Genomic DNA, 19,482 nt, shown 5'->3' on the forward strand with positions numbered 1-19,482 from the left:
CTGGCTGCGCTGTTTGCGCGTTCCGACGCGGGGCGTCAATGCCGGGAGCGTCAGGTCGTTCCGGTCGCCAGATCCCGCAGGATTGGACAATCGGGCCGGTCGTCGCCGTGGCAGGCGTGCACAAGGTGGCTGAGCGTGTCGCGCATGGATTGCAGCTGTGCCAGCTTTTCGTCGATTTGTTTCAGGTGCGCCTCGGCCAGCGTCTTCACATCGGCGTTGGCTCGGCTGTTGTCCTCGTACATCGCCAGAAGGGCGCGGCAGTCTTCGATGGAAAAGCCAAGCTCGCGCGCGCGCGCCAGAAAGGCCAGCTTGTGCAGGTCGGTCTCGCTGAAGACGCGATAGCCGTTTTCGGTGCGCTTCGGACGGATCAGGCCGATGTCCTCGTAATAGCGGATGGTCTTGGCCGGCAAGCCCGCGCGGGCGGATACGTCTCCGATGTTCATGCGGCTGCCTCCTTCGGCGTTGTGGCGGGTGTCTCGCTCTTGGGCTGGCCAATGCGGCGCAGGCGCAAGGCGTTCGAGACCACGAAGACAGAACTGAGTGACATCGCCCCCGCCGCCAGCATCGGTGAAAGGAGCCAGCCGGTGAAGGGGTAGAAGGCGCCCGCCGCAACGGGGATGAGCAGCACATTGTAGCCGAAGGCCCAAAACAGGTTCTGCCGGATGTTGCGCATCACAGACTGGCTGATCTCGACCGCATTCACCGCGCCGTGGAGGGCGCCGGAGGACAGCACTACATCCGCGCTTTCGATCGCAACGTCGGTCCCGGTGCCGATGGCAAGCCCGACGTCCGCGTCGGCCAGTGCCGGGGCATCGTTGATCCCGTCACCGCAGAAGGCCACAGGGCCGAATTTACTCCGCTGGGCGCGGACCGCGTCGCGCTTCCCCTCGGGCAGGACCTCGGCTTCGACATGGTCGATGCGCAGCGCGTGGACGATGGCGTGTGCTGTTGCGGCGGTATCGCCGGTAATCAGCGCGATATGAAGACCTCGCGCGCGGAGCGCATCCATGGCTTCCGCTGCGCCGGGTTTGATCCGGTCTGCAACCGCGAAGGCGCCGGCAATTTGTTCGTCAATAGCGGTGAGCACCGGTGTCTGCCCCTTGCTCTCCATTTGAGCCAACGCATCGGCCAGCGGCGCGATGTCGATCTTGTTCCTTTGCATCAGGCGCGGCGCGCCAATCAACAGGGTCTTCCCGTCGATCCGTGCAGAGAGGCCATAGCCGGGGATGGCCTCAGTTTCATCAGGTTTCGGCAGGTTTCGGCAGGTCGCCGCCGGCGGCCCGTTCCAGCGCCCGGGCGATGGGATGCTCCGAACCGGTTTTCGCACCGGCGGTCAGGCGCAGGACGGTATCGGCGTCGAATCCGGCGGCGGCGTTTTTGGTGACAAGCTCCGGGCGGCCTTCGGTCAGCGTTCCGGTCTTGTCGAAGACGATGACCGTCACCTCGTCCAGCCGTTGCAGCGCATCGCCTTTCCGAAAGAGCACACCAAATTCGGCGGCGCGCCCCGTCCCGACCATGATCGAGGTCGGCGTGGCAAGGCCCATGGCGCAGGGGCACGCAATGATCAGGACCGAGACACCGGTAACGAGGGCGAAGGTCAGCCCCGGTCCGAACGCCATCCGGGCAAGAATGGTCAGCAGCGAGAGCGCGATGACCGCAGGCACGAACCAGCGCACCAGCTGATCGGCGAGCGCCTGAACGGGCAGACGCGCCCCTTGGGCGTCCTGCACCATGGCGACGATCCGCGCGAGCATCGTGTCGCTGCCGACGGCGGTCGCGCGAAAGGTAAGGGCCCCTTGTCCGTTCACGGTGCCGCCGACAAGTGCGGCGCCGGGCAGTTTTTCCACCGGAACCGGCTCTCCGGTGATCATGCTTTCATCGACGAAGGAGCGTCCGGTCTGGACCTCTCCATCCACCACGATGCGTTCGCCGGGACGCAGGTGCAGGATGTCTCCAACCTCGATCTCCTCGACGGAAAGGTCAGTGACCGCGCCGCCGCGTTCCACCCGGGCCGTTTCGGGGCGCAGGCCGATGAGACGTTTGATCGCCGCTCCGGTGCGGCCCTTGGCGCGGGCTTCGAGCCAGCGACCAAGCAAAATCAGCGTTACGATGACGCCTGCCGCTTCGAAATAAACTGCGCGGGCAGCTTCGGGCAACAGCGTGGGCGCAAACAAGGCCACGGTGGAATAGCTCCATGCGGCAAGCGTACCAAGCGCGACCAGGCTGTTCATGTCCGGCGTGCCCTTGACCAACAAAGACAGGCCAACGCGGAAGAACCGCTGGCTGGGCCAGGCCAGCGTCAGCGATGTCAAAACGAACTGCACGGCCCACCAAGCGGTCTGGCCCATGGCGTCGTTGATCGCGTGATGCATGCGGGGAGCAGGTGCGCGCCCATGACCCCGACGAAGACGGGCAGTGTCAGGATGGCGGCAAGGATCAAATCCCGCTTGAGCGCGGCGCTTTCTGCATCACGGCGTGCGCCGGCTTCGTCTTGCGTGGTGTCGGAGGCGACGCGCGCCGGGTAGCCGACCCCGGTGACCAGTTTAGCGAGGTGCCGGGCGTCGACGGAACCGGCAAGCGCGGTGATCTCAGCTGTTTCCGAGGCGAGATTGACCCGGGCGCTCAATACGCCCGGCTCATCGGTCAGCGCCCGTTCCACGCGGCCCGCGCAAGAGGCGCAGCTCATGCCTTCGATCGCCAGGCGCAGCGTCCCTGTCGCAGCGGGGTAGCCTGCGGATTTCAGCGCCTGTTCAAGCGCTTCCGTGGAGGCGGTGCCTTCGACGTGGGCCATCCGGCTGGCGAAATTGACGGAAGCGTCCGACACATGCGGCACGGCGGCAAGCGCTTTGGTTGCACGGCCCGCGCAGCCCGCACAATTCAGTCCCGTGACTTCGAAATTCAGCGATGATGCGGCCATAGCGGCCTCCCGAATGACTGGCTTAGAACCCTAGGTGGGGGTTCCAGTCACTGGAGGGTCAAGAGCAAACCTTCCGGTTTTGTCAAGGTCTTGCAAACTCTGCCTTCGCGTAGCCCTGAAGGTAGAGCAGTGCAGTCAGATCACCGTGGTTCACGCGGCAATCGCTCTGAGCCTGTACGGTGGGTTTGGCGTGCAGCGCAACGCCAAGGCCCGCCCGGCCCAACATACCGAGATCATTTGCGCCATCCCCGACGGCAATCACATCTTGCTCCGAGAGACCGAGGCGCGCGGTGATTTCCTCCAAGGCAGTCACTTTGGCCTCGCGACCGAGGATCGGGCGACCGACCTCGCCGGTGAGCGCCCCATTTTCGATGAGCAGTGTGTTGGCCCGGTTTTCGTCAAAGCCAAGCATGGCAGAGACCCGGGACGTGAACGCGGTGAACCCGCCAGAGACGAGCGCCGCATGGCCGCCGTGCGCCTTCATCGTCGCGATCAGCTCGGGACCGCCGGGCATCAGGGTGATGCGCTCTGCCACCACTTTGTCGATCACCCCTTCCGGCAACCCCTTGAGCAGGGCAACGCGCTCTGTCAGCGCGCCTTCGAAATCCAGCTCGCCGTTCATGGCGCGGGCGGTGATCTGCTTCACACGGTCGCCAACCCCCGCCTCATCGGCCAGATCGTCGATGCACTCCTGTTCGATCATCGTGCTGTCCATATCCGCCAGAACCATCTTTTTCCTGCGGTTGTCAGCGGGAAGGATGTTCAGGTCTGCCTGATCAGCGATGGACGCGCGGATCTCGTCGAGGTTGGACGGCGCCGCTGCCACCGGGAATTCGGCCGCTTCATCCGGCGAAAGCCAGACGGCATCGCCGCCGCCAAAGGCATTGCGCAAATTCTCGACCAGGGCGGCGTCGAGCCGGCCGGGTTTGGCGATCAGGGAGACAATATACATGGGCAAATCCTCGGGAAGCGGCTGCGCCGGGCTTTTGCCATGCGGCGTCCGGGGCGTCTAGCCCGAGCCGATCAGCGCCCCTGCGGCAAACACGAGCGCTCCGCCCAGAACCACTTGAAACGCGGCCCGCAGGAAGGGCGTCTCCATCCATTTGTTCTGAATCCAGGCGATGGCCCAAAGCTCGACGAAGACAACGACAAAGGCGATGATCGTTGCGGTCCAGAAGTGCGGTATCAGATAGGGCAGCGCATGCCCGAGGCCGCCGAGCGTCGTCATCACCCCCGCCGCGATGCCGCGTTTGATCGGCGATCCCCGCCCCGAAAGCTGGCCATCGTCAGAGGCGGCTTCGGTGAAACCCATGGAAATGCCCGCCCCGACCGAGGCCGCAAGCCCAACAAGGAAGGTCGTCCATGTATTCTGCGTGGCAAAAGCGACGGCAAAGATGGGGGCAAGTGTCGAGACCGACCCATCCATCAGCCCCGCGAGGCCGGGCTGCACCCAGGTCAGGATGAACTGCCTATGCGCGGTCTGGCTTTCGCGTTCCAAAGCGTCGTCGTCGAGATGCGCGCGTTCCAACCGTTCGGCGGAGTGTTGGTGACCGGCTTCGGCGGCGGCCAGATCGCCCAGCAGTTTGCGGGTTTCGGCGTCGGTGCTGCGCTTGGCGGCTTCGAGATAAAACTGCTCGGCGCTGCTCTCCATGTTGGCCGCTTCCTCGCGGATGCGTTCGAGGGACAGATTTTCGACCAGCCAGACAGGGCTGCGCGCATAATACCCCGCGACATGTTCGCGCCGGATCAACGGAATCACCTCGCCGAACCGTTTGCGGTGCATGGAGATCAGCGCCTTGCGGTGGGTGTCTTCCTCGGCGGCCATACCGTCGAAAATCCTGGCGGTGTCGGGGAAATCGACCCGCAGCCGCTCGGCATAGCTGCGGTAGATGCGCGCGTCGTCCTCTTCGGATGAGATGGCCAGAGCCAGCACCTCCTGTTCGGAGAGATCGCGGAACTGGCGGCGGGATGTGAGAAAACGCATGTCAGCCTCATTTAGAACCATTCTAAAATATCAGACTCACCCCCGGGCGCAAGATGGAAAAGTGAACCGATTAGTTCAAAACGGACTTGCAATTTGAACTATAGGGTTTAGATATGTGAACGAAACAGTTTAGTTTTGGAGTGAACCAATGAAAACCCTCGCTTACGCTCTTGTCCTGACACTTGGCGCATCCGCGTCCGCAGCTATTGCCGGCGTGCCGACCATGACCCTGCCGGATCTGACATTCCCGCCAACCAAACCGGACATCTCGACCCAGGGCTGTGTGGCCACGGTCGACGGGGCGCCCGTTTGCAGTGTACAGGCCAGCTTGCCGCTACTGAACTGATTGGTTTATAGTAGCCGAATGGGATGTGTGCATGACAACTGATACGGCGGTTCGCAAAGGCCGAAAGTATGACCAGGTGCTTGGCGGCGCGCAGGAGATTTTTCTCCGCGACGGCTTTGAAGGTGCCAGTGTCGACGATATCGCGCGGGCCGCCGGAGTCTCCAAGGCGACTCTCTACAGCTATTTCCCGGACAAGCGTCTGCTGTTCATGGAAGTCGCCTCGGTCCAGTGTTGTCGGCAGGCGGACCAGGCGCTCTGTACGATGGACATGTCGCTACCACCGCCTGCGGTCCTGCGCGAGGTGGCGCATCGTTTCATCGCTTTTATCTGTTCCGACATGGGGCAGCGGATTTTCCGGATCTGCGTGGCGGAGGCGGACCGCTTTCCCCAGCTTGGCAGACAATTCTACCAAAGCGGCCCGATGACCATGCGGCGGGCGCTGAGAAGCTATCTTGAACTGGCCGCTGCGCGCGGCGAGTTGAGGATCGAGGACATGGACCTGGCAGCCGACCAGTTTGCAGAGCTGTGCAAGGCGGACCTTTGGCCCAAGCTGATGTTCGGCGTACAGAGTGAATTCGATCAGGCCGAGGTTGACCGTATTGTTGAGGGTGCTATCGACACCTTTATGGCTCGGTACGGCACCTGACGTCCTTCGCTTGGGCGGGTCGCCTGCCCAAGGAGGACGCACATGGATATCAAATCGGAAAACAAAAGTTTTGGCGGCATGCAGGGGGTTTATTCCCATGCATCCGAGGTCTGCGGCTGTGACATGACCTTCGGGCTGTACCTGCCTGAAGCGGCCACGCTCGGGTCCGTGCCGGTGCTTTGGTATCTGTCTGGTTTGACCTGTACGCATGAGAACGCCATGACCAAGGCTGCGGCGCAGGGCTGGGCCGATGAGGCCGGAATCGCGCTGATCTTCCCGGATACCTCGCCGCGTGGCGAGGCAATCGCCGACGATGACGCCTACGATCTGGGGCAGGGTGCCGGGTTTTACGTCAACGCCACGCAGGCTCCATGGGCGCCGCACTTCCGCATGTGGGATTACATCGCCGAAGAACTGCCCGCGCTGATCGGCGCTGAATTTGCCGTTGATATGGATCGACAGGCGATCACCGGCCACTCCATGGGCGGGCACGGTGCGCTGACGCTTGCCATGGGCCTCAAAGGTCGGTTCCGGTCGGTTTCGGCCTTTGCTCCGATTGCCAATCCGACAAAGAGTGACTGGGGCCGCAAGCAGTTCGCTGCCTACCTTGGCGCGGATGAGGCGACATGGGCCAAGCACGACGCCAGCCTGTTGATGCAGGAGCGCGGTTTCGACGGGCCGGTCCTGATTGATCAGGGCACGAATGATCAGTTCCTTGATCTTCTGAAGCCCGAGGCGCTGGCGCAGGCGATGGCGGCACGGCGACAGGACGGCGCGTTCCGGATGCACAAGGGCTATGATCACTCCTATTTCTTCATGTCGTCGCTGATGGAAGAGCACGTCGCCTTCCACGCAGAGGCGCTTTACGCGTGACGACGCTCTACATTGACGCAGATGCCTGCCCGGTGAAACAGGAGGCGGAGCGGGTGGCGACCCGGCACAAGATCGCCATGAAGCTGGTCGCCAATGGCGGCCTGCGCCCGTCCCAGAACCCGTTTGTCGAGGTGGTCATCGTGCCGGATGGCCCGGACGTGGCAGACATGTGGATTGCCGAGCGGGCAACGGTGGGCGACGTTGTCGTAACCGCCGACATGCCGCTCGCAGCAAAATGCGTGGAGGCGGGCGCGCTCGTGTTGCGCCATGACGGCTCGGTGCTCGACACGCGCAACATTGGCCAGCAGCTGGCCATGCGGGATCTGATGGCGGATCTGCGTTCCGCCGATCCATTCCGTCAGGGCGGCGGCAAGAGCTTTTCCAAGGCTGACAGGAGCCGGTTTCTGGACGCGCTGGAGCGGACCCTGCGCAAGGCAAAGGAAGCATAGGCATGACGATCAAGGCGGTGGTTTTCGATATCGGCAATGTGCTGATCGAGTGGCAGCCCGAGCGTTACTATGACCGGATGTTCGGAGAAGAGCGTCGCCGCGCCATGTTTGCCGAGGTCGACTTGCACGGCATGAACGATCTGATCGACACGGGCCATGATTTTCGCGCGACGGTGTATCGCTGGGCTGACAAGTATCCACAGTGGAGCGAGGAAATCCGGCACTGGCACGACCATTGGCTCGATCTCGCGACCCCCGCCATTCCGCATTCGGTGCGGTTGCTTCGGGCACTGCGTGCGAAGGGCGTGCCAGTTTTCGCACTGACCAATTTCGGCATCGGCACATGGGCCATTGCGACGCCGAAATATGAGTTCCTGAATGAATTCGACCGGGCGTTCGTTTCGGGCCACATGGGCGTCATCAAGCCCGATCCACGCATCTACGAGATGCTCGAAGAGCAAAGTGGTGTTGCGCCGGATGGTTTGCTCTTTGCCGATGATCGCCGCGACAATATCGAGGCGGCGCGCGCACGGGGCTGGACCGGCCACGTCTTCACCGGGCCGGACGGATGGGCCGGGTGTCTCGTGGCGCATGGTCTGCTGACAGAGGCGGAGGCGATTTAGGCGTGCGTCATTCGGCGGGAACCGCGCGGATTGGCCTGTTCTCCCGGATCGGCAAGTGCACAAGAGCACTCAGCGCCCCGACACCGACGCCAATCCACCAAACAAGTGTGTAATCGCCGTACATGTCATAAAAGCGCCCGCCCAGCCAGACACCCATAAACCCGCCAAGTTGGTGGCTGAAGAAGACCAGACCATAAAGCGTGCCCATGTAACGCAGGCCATAGAGATGCGCGATCAACCCGCTGGTCAGCGGCACAGTGGCCAGCCAGAGCGCTCCCATGACAGCGGAAAACACCAGCACCGACATCGGTGTGATGGGCATCAGAATGAACAGCGCCGCCGCGATGGTCCGGCCCGTGTAAATCCCCGCGAGCAGGTATTTCTTGGAAAACCGGTTGCCAAGCCAGCCCGCGCCGAGCGTGCCCATGATGTTGAAAAGGCCAATGAGCGAGATCGACACGGCGCCGAGCGCAGAGGTGGTTGTGACGCCAATGTTGTGCAGAACACCGCCCGCGGCAATGGGGCTGCACAGTTCGGTCACGAAGGCCGGGAAATGCGCGGTGATGAAGGCAAGCTGATAGCCACAGCTGAAGAAACCAATGAAAAGCAGGCCGAAGGACGGATCTCGCACCGCCTTTCGCAGCGCAGCTCCCATCGTTTGCTCGACCACCGCGGCGGCTTTTTCCGGGGCAACCGGGGCGCGCATGAAGGGCAGAAGGAAGATCGAGCCAAGGATGATCGCGGCAAAGACGAGGAACACCGATTGCCAAGGCATCACGCCCAGCAAATATTCGGCAAACGGCGCACCGAGCACCTGTCCGGCGCTGCCGGCCGCTGTGGTGATGGCCAGCGACATGGAGCGGTTTTCGGCGCTGGCCGCCCGGCCTACCACGGCAAGGATCACCCCGAAGCCGGTGCCTGCGATGCCGAATCCAACGAGAATTTCAGCGGCTTGCATGGCCGAGGGGCTCATGGCGTAGCCTGACCACACCAGGCCGATGGCATAGAGCACGGCCCCGAGGATGATCGCCTTGCGATCCCCGATCTTCTCCGCAAGAGCACCGAAAATCGGCTGACCGATGCCCCAGGCAAGATTCTGAACGGCGATGGCAAAGCTGAACTCGCTGCGCAGCCAGCCGTATTCCTCCGCAATCGGGATCTGAAAGACGCCAAAGCTGGCCCTTATGGCGAAGGACAGCAGGATAATCATGCAGCCCGTGATCAAAACGGGCGTGAACAGGGGGGTGCGCGTGTGCATGGCAGAGACCTCTCGACGCGTCTGGATGGCCCGAAACGGCAACAAGGTCAATTCAGCGTGTTTGATCCGGACCATCGTTTGTCGTGATGGCGTGCGGAGCAGCTACACATTTGCCACGGGACGGTCTACATCGTCGCCCATGAAAACGGTTCAAGAGACATACGAGGCCCGTGTCGCGGCCGGCGCGATCAAGCGCGACGAGGCGCAGCTGTCGGTTTTGCCGGAGTTGGAGCGGATCCGCGCCGAAGTGGCCGCACCGCCAAAGAAAAAAGGGTTGTTCCGCAAGGCGCCGGAGCCGCCGAAGGGCCTGTATATCTGGGGCGGCGTGGGTCGGGGCAAGTCCATGTTGATGGACCTTTTCGTCGATACGCTGACCGTTCCGGCCCGGCGGGTGCATTTCCATGCCTTCATGCAAGAGGTGCAGAGCGAGATTCACAAACTCCGCAAGCAAGGCGTCGAAGATCCGATCAAGCCGGTGGCGCGGGATGTCAGCGACGCGGTGCGCGTGCTCGCCTTTGACGAAATGCAGATCACGGATATTGCCGATGCCATGATCGTCGGGCGGCTGTTCGAGCAGGTCATGGCTGCGGGCACGGTGATCGTCACAACGTCAAACCGCGTGCCGGATGACCTCTACAAGGACGGGCTGAACCGACAGCTCTTTTTGCCTTTCATCGCCTTGTTGAAGGAGCGGATGGTCGTGCAGGAACTGGCCTCCGAGCGCGACCACCGGCAGGATCGGCTTTCAGGCGAGACAGTGTATTTCGCTCCTGCGGGCGCAGAATCGCGCCAGGCCATCGATATCATCTGGGATGAGTTGAGCCACGGCAGGGACGGCCCTCATACGCTGCACGTCAAGGGCCGCGATCTGGTGCTGGAGCGCTACAGCAACGGTATGGCGCGCGCATCGTTCTATCAGCTCTGCGGCCAGATGCTTGGGCCGGGGGATTATCTTGCTCTTGCGGACGCGGTGCGTGTTCTGGTCCTTGAGGACATCCCGCGCCTGTCTCGTCAGAATTTCAACGAAGCCAAGCGCTTCGTGACCCTGATTGACGCGCTCTACGAGGCCCGGGTTCGGCTCATTGCGAGCGCGGCAGCAGAGCCGGAAATGCTCTATGTGGAAGGGGCCGGGAGTTTCGAGTTTGAACGCACGGCCAGCCGTTTGCGCGAAATGCAGGACGAAAACTGGGGCAAAACTGACTGAGCAATGAAAAAAGGGGGTCCCGAAGGACCCCCGATACTGCTCGTTTGCACTGGTCTTGCTGCCTGATTGTTATGTTCCGGGTATGGTGAGAACCATGCCAGCCTTCAGATCCGCCGGCTCGGTCAACTGATCGGGGTTGGCGTCGATGATCTGGAAATAGGCGACGGTGGTTCCGTAAAAGCGAAAGGCGATGCCCGGCAGGCTGTCACCGGGTTTGACTGTGTATTTCTGGCCTTGTGGCTCCGCTACGGCGGGAGCGGCCGGCGCAGGTGCCGGGTCAAGACTTGCCTGCTCCCGGAGTGGGGCGGGCGCGGGGCTGGCAGGCTTTGCCGCTTTCATTTCCTGCATGATGCCGTAGCTCATGGCGCGCAGCTGTTCCATTGCATCGCCGCGTGCCACTGGCTTTGGCGTTGGGGCAGGCGTCGGGTCTGCAACGGCCACGGGAGCAGGAACGGATTTCGGTTCGGGAGCAGGGGCGGCGACACGCTCTGGCTGGCCCTGCGGTTTCGGCACAGGCTGAACCGGCGCCGATTGCGGAATGGCCGGTGTCAGGCCAAGCAGGCTGGGGTCAGATCGACTGACTTCATTGAAATCGGGGGTCTGTTGTGGCTGCGGTGCAAGCCCGAACCAAAGAAAGCCCAGAGTGACGGCGATAAAGCCAGTGCCAAGAAATGCCTGTTTGATCATGCGCGGAAACCCGTTCTGGATACAGATATTCCATTACGCTCAATCGCGCATACAACCGTCATGACCTGTCCCCCTTGGAGCGCCGTCAGTGGCAGTGCGGCGTACTCTACTCAGGGTTATAGGCGAATCACATTGAAGCCGTCAACATCTAGTAATGCTGTCAACACCTCGGTTTCGCTAAGGTAGTGATACACAACAATTAGTGATCAATTTGCGGGCAAGACCAATGTCTGACCGGGGCGCAGATCATCCGGGCGGGTCAGCTTTGTCTGATTTGCAGCGAACAAAGGCCCGGTCATATTGACGTCGCCATAGATCCGTTCGGCGATAGAGACGAGGCTGTCTCCGGGCTGAACAACATAAAGACCCTCGCCGGCAGCTTCGGCCTGCGCCGGGGCGGTGGGGGTTTCGTTGAGCGAGCGCTGTACAATCGTGTGCAACAGGCTGCCCGGTTGGCCCGGTGCCTTCTCATGGCCAGTGGCCTGATTGAGGTTCGAGAGCGTCTCCCACGTCATGCGGCGCAGCGATTGATCGTCAAGATCGGCTGCGGTTGTTGATGCGGGGGCAATGCGCGGCTGGGGCGGGTTCGGACGGGCCGGTGCCGCCGTGGCCTGACCAAGGCCGTTTGCCACGGCCCGGGCCATGGGGTCCGCCGGAGAGGGCGCAGCATCGAGCGTGGGTTCGGCGCGCGTGACCGGCTGCGGAACATCGGGAAGACGCGCGGCGCGGTTCGAGCCTGGCTGAAACACCACCAGCGCGATGGTGATCGCGACAAAGCCAACTGCGAAAAGAACCATCCTGATCATCAACTCACCCTTCCGCTACTGACCTTGGGCGATGCTGAGCCCCGCCCCGGTCCAGGCGGACAATCCGCCACGGTAATATTTAAGCTTGGTCGCCGGGTATCCGGCCCCAAGGAGATCGCGCACCGCCTCCGCTGCGGCGGGCGCATCGGCACCGCCATCAAAAATAACGAGATCGTAGGCCGCGGAAAAATCGCCGTTGCGCACGCCCAGAGCGTTCAGAAGGTCATCGCGGTACTGGTTGCCGGGCTGCAGCGTCGCAGCAGGCACGTTCACCGCCCCCGGTATCGTTTCCGAGCCGTAGGCGGCAGGCAGGCGGGCATCAATCAGCAGGCCCTGACCGGCCGCAACGAACAGGTCGAGGAAATCGAGGATTTCCAGCTCGCCGATGGTGGTCACGCCGGGGGCCGCCTGCATCGGCTGAAGGCAGGCGGGCGGACAGGCCGGGCCGCTGCGTTCGATACGGACAGACACGCCGTTCAAGCTGACGCTGAAGGCGTCACGATCCTCCGAGATGCGGGTGTTTTGCGCACAGAGAGGCGCTGCCATGAGAATGGCGGCGCTCGCACTGAGGCAAAGACCTTTGATCATCTACTCGTCCTCTGGTGTCCCTTTTGGGATCTCAATTATTCATTATTCACCAAAATATAGGGCGGTCGGGGCGAATCAGTCAATATGCTGAGGGTGCCCACAAGGGGTTTTGTGCCGCTCGTGGCCCTTGGGACTCAGGCGTTCCTGCGCAGGACGTGTCCGGCAAGATAAAGCGAGCCGCAGATGAGGATGCGCGCTTCTGGTGCCTCTGCCGTGATGGAGCGCAGTGCGTCCGCGAGGCTTTCGGCTTCGGACTCACGATGTCCGCTCTTTTGCGCCATGCGCGCGGTCTCGGTCGCGGGCAGGGTGTTGGCCTCGCCGGGGATCGAAACGGCGGTCAGACTGGTGGCATGGTCTGCCAGCGGACGCAGGAAACCACCCGCGTCCTTGGTGTTGAGCATGCCGCAAATCAAATGCGTGGGGCGGCGCGGCAGTCGCGCCAGATGCGCGGCCAGAGCCTCGCCCGCTGCCGGATTGTGCCCGCCGTCGAGCCAGAGCTCGGCCTTGGGGGCAATCTCGACCAACGGACCCTCCTTGAGGCGTTGCATCCGCGCGGGCCAATAGGCTTCGGTGACGGCGGCCTCGAAGGCGGCGTCGCCCGCGTTCAGATGCCTCAGCGCGGCCAGAGCGGCCCCGGCGTTCTGAATCTGATGGGCGCCGGGCAGGTTCGGCAGTGGAAGGTCCAGAAGGCCGGTTTCATCCTGATAGACCATGCGCCCATGCTCTTCGCCAACGTGCCAGTTTTGACCATAGGCCAGAAGCGGCGCGCCAAGAGCCACAGCGCGGGCTTCGATCACCGCCATCACCTCTTCCGGCTGGGGCCCGACGACGCAGGGCACGCCGCGTTTGATGATCCCGGCTTTCTCGCCTGCGATCTTGGCCAGCGTGTCGCCCAGGAACTGTTCATGGTCCATGCTGATCGGGGTCAGGATGGTCAGAGCGGGCTTCTCCACGACGTTTGTCGCATCAAGACGGCCGCCGAGGCCGGTTTCGAGAAGGGTATAATCTGCGGGCGTCCGGGCCATGGCCAGCAGAGCCGCGCAGGTGGTGATCTCGAAATAGGTGATCGTCTCGCCACCGTTGGCCGCGTAACACTCGTCAAGAACCGCAGTCAGATGCTCTTCGGTGATCAGCTCTCCCGCGAGGCGGATGCGTTCATGAAACCGGGCCAGATGTGGCGAGGTGTAGGCGTGCACACGGTGTCCGGCCGCTTCGAGGCCCGCGCGGATCATCGCCTGTGTGGACCCTTTGCCATTGGTCCCGGCAAGGTGGACGACAGGCGGCAATTTTTGCTCGGGATGGCCCAGAGCCTCAAGCAGCCGCCAGACCCGATCCAGAACAAGATCAATCACCTTGGGGTGCAGGGCCATCATCCGGTCGAGAATGACGTCGGAGGGTGTGTTGTCGCTCATGATCAGAACCTGCACATTGGATTGGCCACATGGTCTGCGACGCCGGGGATCGTGTTCTGGTTGCCTTCGCGGAACAGATCCGCCGCACCGGCGCGGCACATCAATGGATCGGCAGCCGGGCGGTGCAAATGTCAGGCTTTCGTCTGAGGCATCTTGGCCTCTTCCGGTCCCGGCGCAGGCAGGTCGCCCCAGGTCGGTGGCGGCATTTGCATCAGCATCCGACAGATCACGATCAGCTCCTTGCGCATTTCGCGGCGGTCGGTCACGCGATCCAGCATCCCGTGTTCCAGCAGGTATTCCGCTCGCTGAAAGCCTTCAGGCAGCTTTTCCCGGATTGTCTGTTCGATCACACGCGGACCTGCAAAGCAGATCAATGCGTTCGGTTCTGCGATCTGTACGTCGCCGAGCATCGCGTAAGAGGCCGTCACGCCGCCCGTTGTCGGATGTGTCAGCACAACGATGTAGGGCAGGTCGGCTTCCTTGAGCATCTGTATCGCGACTGTGGTGCGGGGCATCTGCATCAGGCTGAGAATGCCCTCCTGCATCCGTGCGCCCCCGGCGGCGGAGAACAGGATCAGCGGACGGCCCAGTTTAACCGCCTCTTCGGCGGCCGCGACGATGGCGTTGCCGACATACATGCCCATGGAGCCGGCCATGAAGCTGAAGTCCTGCGCGGCAGCCACGATTGGAGTGCGCCCGATCTCGCCGGTAGCGACTAGCATCGCCTCTTTTTCGCCGGTGGTTTTCTGGGCCGTCTTCATCCGCTCCGGATAGCGCTTCTGATCGCGGAACTGCAGCGGGTCGGCCAGGGGCTCCGGAACGGCCACCTCGTTGAACACACCGCCATCGAAGAGCGACAGAAAGCGGTCACGCGGCGTGATATGCATATGGTGGTTGCAATTGGTGCAGACGTTCAGATTGTCACTGATTTCCCGATGGAACAGCATCGTCCCGCATCCGTCGCACTTGGACCAGAGGTTCTCGGGGATTTCTCGCCGCGAGAAGATCGAGTTGATGCGCGGGCGAACGTAGTTGGTAATCCAGTTCATGTGCAGCCTGTTCCCGGGTTTGTTGGGGCGTGACTTAAGCCTGCTGGACGAGGAATGCAATAATGCCGCACCTCACCGCGCGGACGGAAGGAGGCCCGCAGTGTCCGGCGTCATCAAAAGGGTCGCCGCTCCGGGGGGGCATACTGCGACTATCGTCGTACCTGAACTGCGGAGCGGTCTGTTATAGGAGCGAGACCGGACAGGCTATTGTGAAAATCACGGATTCTGCGGAGTGCCGGTAACTATTGTTTGAGTGGTAAATGGAAAATTAACCAATTTACAGTTGACCTTCCGGTAATCGGATCTGGTGGCGAATAATGCTTTTTGGCGGACATGATTGACGATGGAACTGCTGTACACCTCAGAATTTCAACTGTCGGACATACCGCCGCCACTGCGCAGCCTTTATTTTCAGTGGCTCAGCCTTTCGGGTCCTGACAGCCTGCCTGCGTTGTCGGACATCGATATCAGAATGTTGTCGGAAGAAACGCACTCCATTGTCCTTTCGGAGATTATCCGCAGCCCGGATGACGCCGTCGAGGATTTCGAGGTCATTTTTGTCGGGGCCACGCTGCGCAGAGTTTCGCGCGAGTCATTCGCAGGGGCCCTGTTATCGACACTTCCGGGCAAGGGGCCGGGGTCGGAGATCTGGGCTTTGTATTCGCGGATGGCATCGCAACGTGCGCCGCTGCTTGCGGCGCTGCCCTATCTTGGTCCCAGCAAGGATTATCAAAGCACCCGCGAGATCTTGATGCCGGTCTGCGGGACAGGACGTCCAGACGTCCCGCAATACGTGCTGACCGATGTGGTCCTGACATCCGAGCCACTGCCGGATTCGCTTTGATCGTGTCCAGACTTCTGTGCGTTGACGTCAACGCTGCTCCGTGCAATCTGATTTCATGTTCGAGATCTTCCTCAAAACCTTACCCTTTTTCGGCCTGATCGGGCTGGGGTATGGTGCTGCAAAGACGCGCTTTTTCGCTGAGGAAGCCGCCGGTCACATCACCCGTTTCGTATTCTACTTCGCTCTGTCGGCCATGCTGCTCAGGTTTTCGGCCAACCTGACCTTTTCCGAGATTTTCGATCCGCATCTCGCGGCGGCGTATTTGTGGGGCACGGCCTTTACCTATGGGATTGCGCTCGGAGTGGCGTTTTTCCGGCATCTGGACACCGCGACCTCCGCAATCGAGGCGCAATGCGCGGCTATCGGCAATACCGGATTTCTCGGGGTTCCCATGCTCGCGGTCTTGCTTGGTCAGGAGGCCGTTGGCCCAATTATTCTGATATTGTCGATTGATCTCATTGTCTTTTCGACCCTGCTTACAATTCTTGTGACCGGCACACGTGGCAATGATCGGGGAATGCGCGTCGTAAGAACCGTTTTTCTCGGGCTGCTCAAGAACCCGATGATCGTGTCCATCGCTCTGGGCCTGAGCCTTTCAGCCAGTGCGGTGCCTTTGCCCGAAGTGGTCAATTCGTTTCTTGCGACATTGGGTGCGGCGGCGACGCCCGGCGCGCTCTTTGCCATTGGCATGTCATTGGCGTCAAAGTCAGCCGAGCGGATCGAGGTCGCGGCCTGGCTGTCCTTCGCCAAGCTGATTTTGCATCCGGCATTTGTCGCGGCGGGCGCCTATCTGTTTTTCCCGGTGGATGCGTACAAAGCCTCGGTCGCCGTGTCGGCCGCGGCGCTGCCGGTTGCGGGCAATGTCTATATCCTTGCCCAGCATTATGGCGTCGCGCCGCAGCGGGTCTCTGCATCCATTCTGGTTTCCACGGCAGCCAGCATCCTGACGGTCAGCGTCGTGATCGGCCTCGTTGCGGTGAATTGAGCCGTCAGTCGATTCGGCGCACCAGAAGCTGATTGCCGGCGCCGCGCTTGGTCTCGAAAATCTTCAGCTCCGCGACCAGATCGGACAGCTTGCGCTTGCCATAGCTGCGCGTATCGAAGTCCGGATTGGATTTGGTCATGAACTGACCGACATCCCCGAGGCGATACCATTCGTCGTCCTGTTCGATCGCATCCATTGCCTTGAAGATCAGATCGCGCACCGCGTGCAGATCGCCGGTTGCGCTTTGCTTTTTGTCTTTCGACTGCTGCTCCGGCGCGCCGTCCAGGTTCTCAAGAAAGATGAACCGCTTGCAGGCCTTGCGGAACGCATCCGGCGTTTTCTGCATGCCCATGCCATACACATCGAGGCCCTGTTCGCGAATGCGGCTGGCCAGACGGGTGAAATCGCTGTCGGAACTGACAAGGACAAAGCCGTCGAACCGCCCCGAGTGCATCAGGTCCATGGCGTCGATCACCAGGGCAATGTCGGACGCGTTCTTGCCGACGGTGTTCGCGGGCTGGTGATGCGGGACAAGTCCGAATTCGGCCTGCACCTTGGACCAGCCGGACATCTGCTGGCTGGAGAAATCCCCATAGCAGCGCCGCACGCTGGCCTCGCCAAGACCTGCAATCTCGTCAAAGATCGCCTTGGTGTATTTCGGGGAGGTGTTGTCGGCGTCGATCAGGACGGCGAGCAGTTTGCTTTCGGCCATTTGAGCTCCTTTGGTTGAGCGATACATACGCTGACTGAGGGCTCGGGAAAACCGGACTTTGTCCACGGTCCGGTTTGCCATAGCGTAAGCGAGCATTTTATTGGGGACATAATCATGGATTTCAAGGAAACGCAGCCGATCGAGCAGGGTTTTGCCCCGGTCTTTCAGCAACGGATCGCGCCGCATCTCGGTACGCTGGAGGGTCAGCGGCAGCAGCTTCAGGCAAAAGGCAAGACGCAGTTCCGCATCGCGCTTGGTCTGGGTGTTGTGCTGGCGATTGCGGTCATTGCCTATACCGGGGCGTCGGCCGGGGGGCTTTTCGGCGGGTTTGCCGTTCTGGTTGTCTTTTTGATCGGCGGCGCGGTGGCCAAGGGCGGGCAGTCCGGAAAATACACCGGAGCCTTGTCCGATCTGATCATGCCGCCGGTCTGTGAGTTCCTGGGAGAAACCCAATACGAAAAGCGGCCGGGCGCGGTGTTCGAGACGGAGGCGCTCAGCACGCTCGGGCTGGTGGATTTGCACGACAATGCCACGTTCGAGGACCGAATTGCCGGTCAGTATCGCGGGTTGAGCTTTGAGTTGGTCGAGGCGCGGCTGACGCAGGAGATCAAGGAGGCCGAGGACCGGACCTCGACCAAGGCGGTGTTCGACGGTCTTTTGGTCCGGATCGGCCTGCCGATGCATGCGACCACGGACATTCTGGTCACGCGTGCGATGGGGAATGTCGGCGGTGCGGTTCTGGGGTTTCTGGCGGGGGAGACCGGGCGTGGGATGCCGGTGGTCGATACGGGCTATCCGCAGTTCGAAGCGCATTACGACTTGCACGCCAAGGATCCGGCAGCGGCCATGACACTGATGAAAGAACCCTTGCTCGATGCGCTGATTGATGTCGGCGACGGCGAGGCGGACAAGGGAGCAGAGGGCTTTCGCGCCGCCTTCGAAGGCAAGGGACTTTGGCTGGCGCTGGCCCGTGATCAGAAGTTCATGGAAATCGGCGGGATTGATGTGTCCACCGATCAGGTCACGGATACGCTGCACCGTATCTTTGACGATATGGCGCTGATCCGGCGGGTGATCGACCGGCTGCTGGACGATCCCCCTGCCGCGTAAGGGGGACCCCGGTCAGGCGACTTCGATCACCGATTTGTCGATCGACAGCACGTAACCGCGCCGTGCCACGTTCTTGACCAGCAGCGCCGAAACCAGTTGATTGCCGAGGCCGTCGCGCAGGCGCTTGATCCGCATGGCCCCGGCGCTCTCGTCGCAATCGGTCTCTGGCTTGCCGGAGATCATTGCCTCGATCTGGACGCCGGTCAGGATGTCGTCGTCCATGCGGGCCTCTGCGAGCACCGCCAGCGTTTCCATCAGGGCCTCCGTGAGCTTGAAGCCGGTCGAGTTAAGGTAAACCGTGTTTTCCTCGCGCGAGAGCACAAGGCTCGACACTTCGATCCCGGATCTTTCGATCTGGGCCATGCGGCGGTTCAACCCCACGAGCATCACGAGAAAGACAAGCGCCGCGATCAGCATCGCGGCCGCGAACAGCAGCAGCACGAAGATGACCATACGATAGCCGGTCAGCGTATCGGCAAAGGTGGTGCCGCTCTGTGCGAGGATTTCCAACAGCTTGATTTCCGCCGGGCCTGTCAGCGTGTCGTTCTCGACGAAAATGCGTTCGACACGCGCGTTGAAGGCATTGGCATCCGGCAGTGTGAGCATCAGCACCGTCGCAACCGTCACCAGAAGCGCGATGATCGCAGCGATGCCGCCTGCGACGATTCGTGTGCCGGAGCGGCGGGTATCAGTAACGGAGATAGTAGTCACCGGCATTGGACCTCATGGCGTCGGTAGGGGGGGTGGTCGACAGGCCCAGCACATTCAGCAGGACCCATCCCGCACTGGCCAGCCGCGCGGAGGCGGTCTGTCGGGCGGTGTTTTCGGCAGGGCAGGCGCCCGGGATTGCGAGAATGCCATAGTGCAGGCGCAGGGGGCTGTCCTGCTTGGCCTTGTATTCCACGTAGCACTCGGCGTGCGCGGCGACCGGAAGGGCCGTGACAAGGCAGGCAGACAAAAGAAGGGCGGCGATGTTTTTCATGTCCACA

General features: G+C 61.8%; 24 protein-coding genes. 9 read left to right on the plus strand and 15 right to left on the minus strand.

What is annotated here, in order from left to right; translation table 11 throughout:
* Window positions 1–50: 50 nt before the first annotated feature.
* The 6 genes from cueR to mbfA form a co-directional block, all read right to left on the minus strand.
* A complete protein-coding gene (gene cueR / locus ACN2XU_RS00275) occupies window positions 51–443 on the minus strand; it encodes a Cu(I)-responsive transcriptional regulator (protein ID WP_419408378.1) in 393 nt (130 codons plus the stop codon).
* A complete protein-coding gene (locus ACN2XU_RS00280; protein ID WP_419408379.1) occupies window positions 440–1,162 on the minus strand; it encodes an HAD-IC family P-type ATPase in 723 nt (240 codons plus the stop codon). Before ACN2XU_RS00280 ends, cueR begins: the two co-directional genes overlap by 4 nt.
* 79 nt (window positions 1,163–1,241) lie before the next feature.
* On the minus strand, window positions 1,242–2,372 hold the full coding sequence (locus tag ACN2XU_RS00285) for an HAD-IC family P-type ATPase (protein WP_419408380.1): 1,131 nt from the start codon (window positions 2,370–2,372) through the stop codon (window positions 1,242–1,244).
* Window positions 2,309–2,917 (minus strand): heavy-metal-associated domain-containing protein, encoded by a 609-nt coding sequence (locus ACN2XU_RS00290; protein WP_419408381.1) that lies wholly within the window; start codon window positions 2,915–2,917, stop codon window positions 2,309–2,311. Before ACN2XU_RS00290 ends, ACN2XU_RS00285 begins: the two co-directional genes overlap by 64 nt.
* Window positions 2,918–2,999: 82 nt before the next feature.
* On the minus strand, window positions 3,000–3,869 hold the full coding sequence (gene serB, locus ACN2XU_RS00295; RefSeq protein ID WP_419408382.1) for a phosphoserine phosphatase SerB: 870 nt from the start codon (window positions 3,867–3,869) through the stop codon (window positions 3,000–3,002).
* A gap of 57 nt (window positions 3,870–3,926) precedes the next feature.
* Window positions 3,927–4,901, minus strand: a complete 975-nt coding sequence (gene mbfA / locus ACN2XU_RS00300; RefSeq protein WP_419408383.1) for an iron exporter MbfA — start codon at window positions 4,899–4,901, stop codon at window positions 3,927–3,929.
* A gap of 148 nt (window positions 4,902–5,049) precedes the next feature.
* Between mbfA and ACN2XU_RS00305 the strand changes: the two genes are divergently transcribed.
* From ACN2XU_RS00305 to ACN2XU_RS00325, 5 genes are read left to right on the plus strand one after another with little or no spacing between them, the layout of a single operon-like run.
* On the plus strand, window positions 5,050–5,247 hold the full coding sequence (locus ACN2XU_RS00305) for a hypothetical protein (protein ID WP_419408384.1): 198 nt from the start codon (window positions 5,050–5,052) through the stop codon (window positions 5,245–5,247).
* 31 nt (window positions 5,248–5,278) lie between these two features.
* Window positions 5,279–5,893 carry a TetR/AcrR family transcriptional regulator gene (locus tag ACN2XU_RS00310; protein WP_419408385.1) on the plus strand — a complete coding sequence of 205 codons (615 nt, stop codon included), beginning with the start codon at window positions 5,279–5,281 and terminating at the stop codon, window positions 5,891–5,893.
* Window positions 5,894–5,935: 42 nt separating this feature from the next.
* The gene (gene fghA, locus ACN2XU_RS00315; protein WP_419408386.1) at window positions 5,936–6,766 is read left to right on the plus strand and encodes an S-formylglutathione hydrolase; all 831 of its coding nucleotides are present in this window, start codon (window positions 5,936–5,938) and stop codon (window positions 6,764–6,766) included.
* A complete protein-coding gene (locus ACN2XU_RS00320; RefSeq protein WP_419408387.1) occupies window positions 6,763–7,215 on the plus strand; it encodes a YaiI/YqxD family protein in 453 nt (150 codons plus the stop codon). The genes fghA and ACN2XU_RS00320 overlap by 4 nt, the downstream gene beginning before the upstream one ends.
* Before the next feature lie 2 nt (window positions 7,216–7,217).
* Window positions 7,218–7,838 (plus strand): HAD family hydrolase, encoded by a 621-nt coding sequence (locus ACN2XU_RS00325; RefSeq protein WP_419408388.1) that lies wholly within the window; start codon window positions 7,218–7,220, stop codon window positions 7,836–7,838.
* Window positions 7,839–7,845: 7 nt separating this feature from the next.
* Here the strand turns inward: ACN2XU_RS00325 and ACN2XU_RS00330 are convergent, their stop codons facing one another.
* Window positions 7,846–9,096, minus strand: coding sequence for an MFS transporter (locus ACN2XU_RS00330; RefSeq protein ID WP_419408389.1), 1,251 nt, complete (start codon window positions 9,094–9,096; stop codon window positions 7,846–7,848).
* Window positions 9,097–9,235: 139 nt separating this feature from the next.
* Between ACN2XU_RS00330 and zapE the strand changes: the two genes are divergently transcribed.
* Window positions 9,236–10,300 (plus strand): cell division protein ZapE, encoded by a 1,065-nt coding sequence (gene zapE, locus ACN2XU_RS00335; RefSeq protein ID WP_419408390.1) that lies wholly within the window; start codon window positions 9,236–9,238, stop codon window positions 10,298–10,300.
* A 69-nt stretch (window positions 10,301–10,369) separates the two neighbouring features.
* Here the strand turns inward: zapE and ACN2XU_RS00340 are convergent, their stop codons facing one another.
* From ACN2XU_RS00340 to accD, 5 genes are all read right to left on the minus strand, one after another.
* Window positions 10,370–10,987 carry a LysM peptidoglycan-binding domain-containing protein gene (locus tag ACN2XU_RS00340; protein WP_419408391.1) on the minus strand — a complete coding sequence of 206 codons (618 nt, stop codon included), beginning with the start codon at window positions 10,985–10,987 and terminating at the stop codon, window positions 10,370–10,372.
* A 206-nt stretch (window positions 10,988–11,193) separates the two neighbouring features.
* Window positions 11,194–11,793 carry a LysM peptidoglycan-binding domain-containing protein gene (locus tag ACN2XU_RS00345; RefSeq protein ID WP_419408392.1) on the minus strand — a complete coding sequence of 200 codons (600 nt, stop codon included), beginning with the start codon at window positions 11,791–11,793 and terminating at the stop codon, window positions 11,194–11,196.
* A gap of 15 nt (window positions 11,794–11,808) precedes the next feature.
* Window positions 11,809–12,381 carry a rhodanese-like domain-containing protein gene (locus ACN2XU_RS00350; RefSeq protein WP_419408393.1) on the minus strand — a complete coding sequence of 191 codons (573 nt, stop codon included), beginning with the start codon at window positions 12,379–12,381 and terminating at the stop codon, window positions 11,809–11,811.
* A 134-nt stretch (window positions 12,382–12,515) separates the two neighbouring features.
* Window positions 12,516–13,793: a bifunctional folylpolyglutamate synthase/dihydrofolate synthase gene (locus tag ACN2XU_RS00355; protein WP_419408394.1), complete on the minus strand. Its 1,278-nt coding sequence runs from the start codon at window positions 13,791–13,793 to the stop codon at window positions 12,516–12,518.
* 131 nt (window positions 13,794–13,924) lie between these two features.
* Window positions 13,925–14,842 (minus strand): acetyl-CoA carboxylase, carboxyltransferase subunit beta, encoded by a 918-nt coding sequence (accD, locus tag ACN2XU_RS00360; protein WP_419408395.1) that lies wholly within the window; start codon window positions 14,840–14,842, stop codon window positions 13,925–13,927.
* 343 nt (window positions 14,843–15,185) lie between these two features.
* Between accD and ACN2XU_RS00365 the strand changes: the two genes are divergently transcribed.
* Window positions 15,186–15,686: a PAS domain-containing protein gene (locus tag ACN2XU_RS00365; RefSeq protein ID WP_419408396.1), complete on the plus strand. Its 501-nt coding sequence runs from the start codon at window positions 15,186–15,188 to the stop codon at window positions 15,684–15,686.
* Between the two features lie 55 nt (window positions 15,687–15,741).
* On the plus strand, window positions 15,742–16,671 hold the full coding sequence (locus ACN2XU_RS00370) for an AEC family transporter (RefSeq protein WP_419408397.1): 930 nt from the start codon (window positions 15,742–15,744) through the stop codon (window positions 16,669–16,671).
* Between the two features lie 4 nt (window positions 16,672–16,675).
* Here the strand turns inward: ACN2XU_RS00370 and ACN2XU_RS00375 are convergent, their stop codons facing one another.
* Window positions 16,676–17,383 carry an NYN domain-containing protein gene (locus ACN2XU_RS00375; protein ID WP_419408398.1) on the minus strand — a complete coding sequence of 236 codons (708 nt, stop codon included), beginning with the start codon at window positions 17,381–17,383 and terminating at the stop codon, window positions 16,676–16,678.
* Between the two features lie 114 nt (window positions 17,384–17,497).
* Between ACN2XU_RS00375 and ACN2XU_RS00380 the strand changes: the two genes are divergently transcribed.
* Window positions 17,498–18,493 carry a DUF3137 domain-containing protein gene (locus ACN2XU_RS00380; RefSeq protein ID WP_419408399.1) on the plus strand — a complete coding sequence of 332 codons (996 nt, stop codon included), beginning with the start codon at window positions 17,498–17,500 and terminating at the stop codon, window positions 18,491–18,493.
* A gap of 12 nt (window positions 18,494–18,505) precedes the next feature.
* Here ACN2XU_RS00380 and ACN2XU_RS00385 read toward each other — a convergent pair whose 3' ends face one another.
* Window positions 18,506–19,210: a winged helix-turn-helix domain-containing protein gene (locus ACN2XU_RS00385; protein WP_419408400.1), complete on the minus strand. Its 705-nt coding sequence runs from the start codon at window positions 19,208–19,210 to the stop codon at window positions 18,506–18,508.
* A complete protein-coding gene (locus ACN2XU_RS00390; protein ID WP_419408401.1) occupies window positions 19,182–19,475 on the minus strand; it encodes a hypothetical protein in 294 nt (97 codons plus the stop codon). The genes ACN2XU_RS00385 and ACN2XU_RS00390 overlap by 29 nt, the downstream gene beginning before the upstream one ends.
* Window positions 19,476–19,482: the final 7 nt, after the last annotated feature.

Source organism: Pacificoceanicola niger (assembly GCF_048553275.1).
In the GTDB taxonomy this organism is placed as follows: Bacteria; Pseudomonadota; Alphaproteobacteria; order Rhodobacterales; family Rhodobacteraceae; genus Pacificoceanicola.

Bases quoted from the DNA above. Each gene is read 5' to 3' on its own strand.
- cueR (WP_419408378.1), bottom strand. From the start codon at position 443: ATGAACATCGGAGACGTATCCGCCCGCGCGGGCTTGCCGGCCAAGACC.
- ACN2XU_RS00280 (WP_419408379.1), bottom strand. From the start codon at position 1,162: ATGCAAAGGAACAAGATCGACATCGCGCCGCTGGCCGATGCGTTGGCT.
- ACN2XU_RS00285 (WP_419408380.1), bottom strand. From the start codon at position 2,372: ATGCATCACGCGATCAACGACGCCATGGGCCAGACCGCTTGGTGGGCC.
- ACN2XU_RS00290 (WP_419408381.1), bottom strand. From the start codon at position 2,917: ATGGCCGCATCATCGCTGAATTTCGAAGTCACGGGACTGAATTGTGCG.
- serB (WP_419408382.1), bottom strand. From the start codon at position 3,869: ATGTATATTGTCTCCCTGATCGCCAAACCCGGCCGGCTCGACGCCGCC.
- mbfA (WP_419408383.1), bottom strand. From the start codon at position 4,901: ATGCGTTTTCTCACATCCCGCCGCCAGTTCCGCGATCTCTCCGAACAG.
- ACN2XU_RS00305 (WP_419408384.1), top strand. From the start codon at position 5,050: ATGAAAACCCTCGCTTACGCTCTTGTCCTGACACTTGGCGCATCCGCG.
- ACN2XU_RS00310 (WP_419408385.1), top strand. From the start codon at position 5,279: ATGACAACTGATACGGCGGTTCGCAAAGGCCGAAAGTATGACCAGGTG.
- fghA (WP_419408386.1), top strand. From the start codon at position 5,936: ATGGATATCAAATCGGAAAACAAAAGTTTTGGCGGCATGCAGGGGGTT.
- ACN2XU_RS00325 (WP_419408388.1), top strand. From the start codon at position 7,218: ATGACGATCAAGGCGGTGGTTTTCGATATCGGCAATGTGCTGATCGAG.
- ACN2XU_RS00330 (WP_419408389.1), bottom strand. From the start codon at position 9,096: ATGCACACGCGCACCCCCCTGTTCACGCCCGTTTTGATCACGGGCTGC.
- zapE (WP_419408390.1), top strand. From the start codon at position 9,236: ATGAAAACGGTTCAAGAGACATACGAGGCCCGTGTCGCGGCCGGCGCG.
- ACN2XU_RS00340 (WP_419408391.1), bottom strand. From the start codon at position 10,987: ATGATCAAACAGGCATTTCTTGGCACTGGCTTTATCGCCGTCACTCTG.
- ACN2XU_RS00345 (WP_419408392.1), bottom strand. From the start codon at position 11,793: ATGATCAGGATGGTTCTTTTCGCAGTTGGCTTTGTCGCGATCACCATC.
- ACN2XU_RS00350 (WP_419408393.1), bottom strand. From the start codon at position 12,381: ATGATCAAAGGTCTTTGCCTCAGTGCGAGCGCCGCCATTCTCATGGCA.
- ACN2XU_RS00355 (WP_419408394.1), bottom strand. From the start codon at position 13,793: ATGAGCGACAACACACCCTCCGACGTCATTCTCGACCGGATGATGGCC.
- accD (WP_419408395.1), bottom strand. From the start codon at position 14,842: ATGAACTGGATTACCAACTACGTTCGCCCGCGCATCAACTCGATCTTC.
- ACN2XU_RS00365 (WP_419408396.1), top strand. From the start codon at position 15,186: ATGGAACTGCTGTACACCTCAGAATTTCAACTGTCGGACATACCGCCG.
- ACN2XU_RS00370 (WP_419408397.1), top strand. From the start codon at position 15,742: ATGTTCGAGATCTTCCTCAAAACCTTACCCTTTTTCGGCCTGATCGGG.
- ACN2XU_RS00375 (WP_419408398.1), bottom strand. From the start codon at position 17,383: ATGGCCGAAAGCAAACTGCTCGCCGTCCTGATCGACGCCGACAACACC.
- ACN2XU_RS00380 (WP_419408399.1), top strand. From the start codon at position 17,498: ATGGATTTCAAGGAAACGCAGCCGATCGAGCAGGGTTTTGCCCCGGTC.
- ACN2XU_RS00385 (WP_419408400.1), bottom strand. From the start codon at position 19,210: ATGCCGGTGACTACTATCTCCGTTACTGATACCCGCCGCTCCGGCACA.
- ACN2XU_RS00390 (WP_419408401.1), bottom strand. From the start codon at position 19,475: ATGAAAAACATCGCCGCCCTTCTTTTGTCTGCCTGCCTTGTCACGGCC.